This window comes from Candidatus Accumulibacter vicinus (genome assembly GCF_000584955.1).
Classification (GTDB): domain Bacteria; phylum Pseudomonadota; class Gammaproteobacteria; order Burkholderiales; family Rhodocyclaceae; genus Accumulibacter; species Accumulibacter vicinus.
The window spans coordinates 6,963-7,738 of record NZ_JDSS02000032.1 but is presented as its reverse complement, the minus strand read 5'-3'; the positions used below and the strand labels follow the sequence as shown (position 1 = coordinate 7,738).

Sequence of the window (776 nt, the reverse complement as noted above, 5' to 3'; positions counted from 1 at the left end):
CTCGCTGATCAGTCGGCCTTCTTGGTCGTAGTGGTAGAGGGTGTCCTCGGCCCCGGTCTTGCGCAGGCGCTGACCGAGGGGGTCGAGGCGGTAGGTGGTGGTGAGGCCGCCGACGGTGACGCCGGTCAGGCGGCCGCGCGCGTCGTAGCTGAAGGTCTGGCCGGCACCGTCGGCTTTGACGCGGCCGTTGGCGTCGTAGGTGTAGGCCCTGGGCTGGCTGCCGGCGATGGCCGACAGGCGGTTGCTGGTCGGGCTGACGGTGTAGCTGCGCGTGGCGGCGCCGCTGGTCTGGCTCAGGCGGTTGCCGGTGGCGTCGTAGCCGTAGCCGTGGGTGACGCTGGGCAGGACGGCCTGGGTCAGCCGGTCGAGGGGGTCGTAGCCGTAGCGCGCGGTCTGCGCGGGGTCGCTGAGCTGGCTTTGACTGGCGAGGCGCGAGGCGTTGTCGTAGGCGATCTGCCAGGTCTCTTGGCCAAGGACGTAGCTCGCCGGCCGGCCATCGGCGTCCTGGCCCCAGGTGAGGCGTTGTCCGGCGCCGTTGGTGAGCTGTTTGAGGGCGCCGGCGGGGTGGTAGGTGATGGCGCTGGCGAGTGTCTTGACTTCACCGGCGACGGTGAGCTGGACGTCGCGGATTCGTCCCTGGGCGTCGAGGGTGTAGTCGATCCGTTTGCCGCCCGGCGTGGTGAGGCCGCTCAGGCGTCCTTGGCTGTAGCGGTATTGGGTGGTGAAGGGAACGCCGGCGATCTGGCGGGTTTCCTGGGTCAGGCGTCCGTGCGGGT

1 pseudogene is annotated in these 776 nt (G+C 70.2%); it reads right to left on the bottom strand.

The annotated features are described in order from the left end of the window. A pseudogene (locus CAPSK01_RS15065) lies at positions 1–776 on the bottom strand (hypothetical protein); the annotation flags it as partial.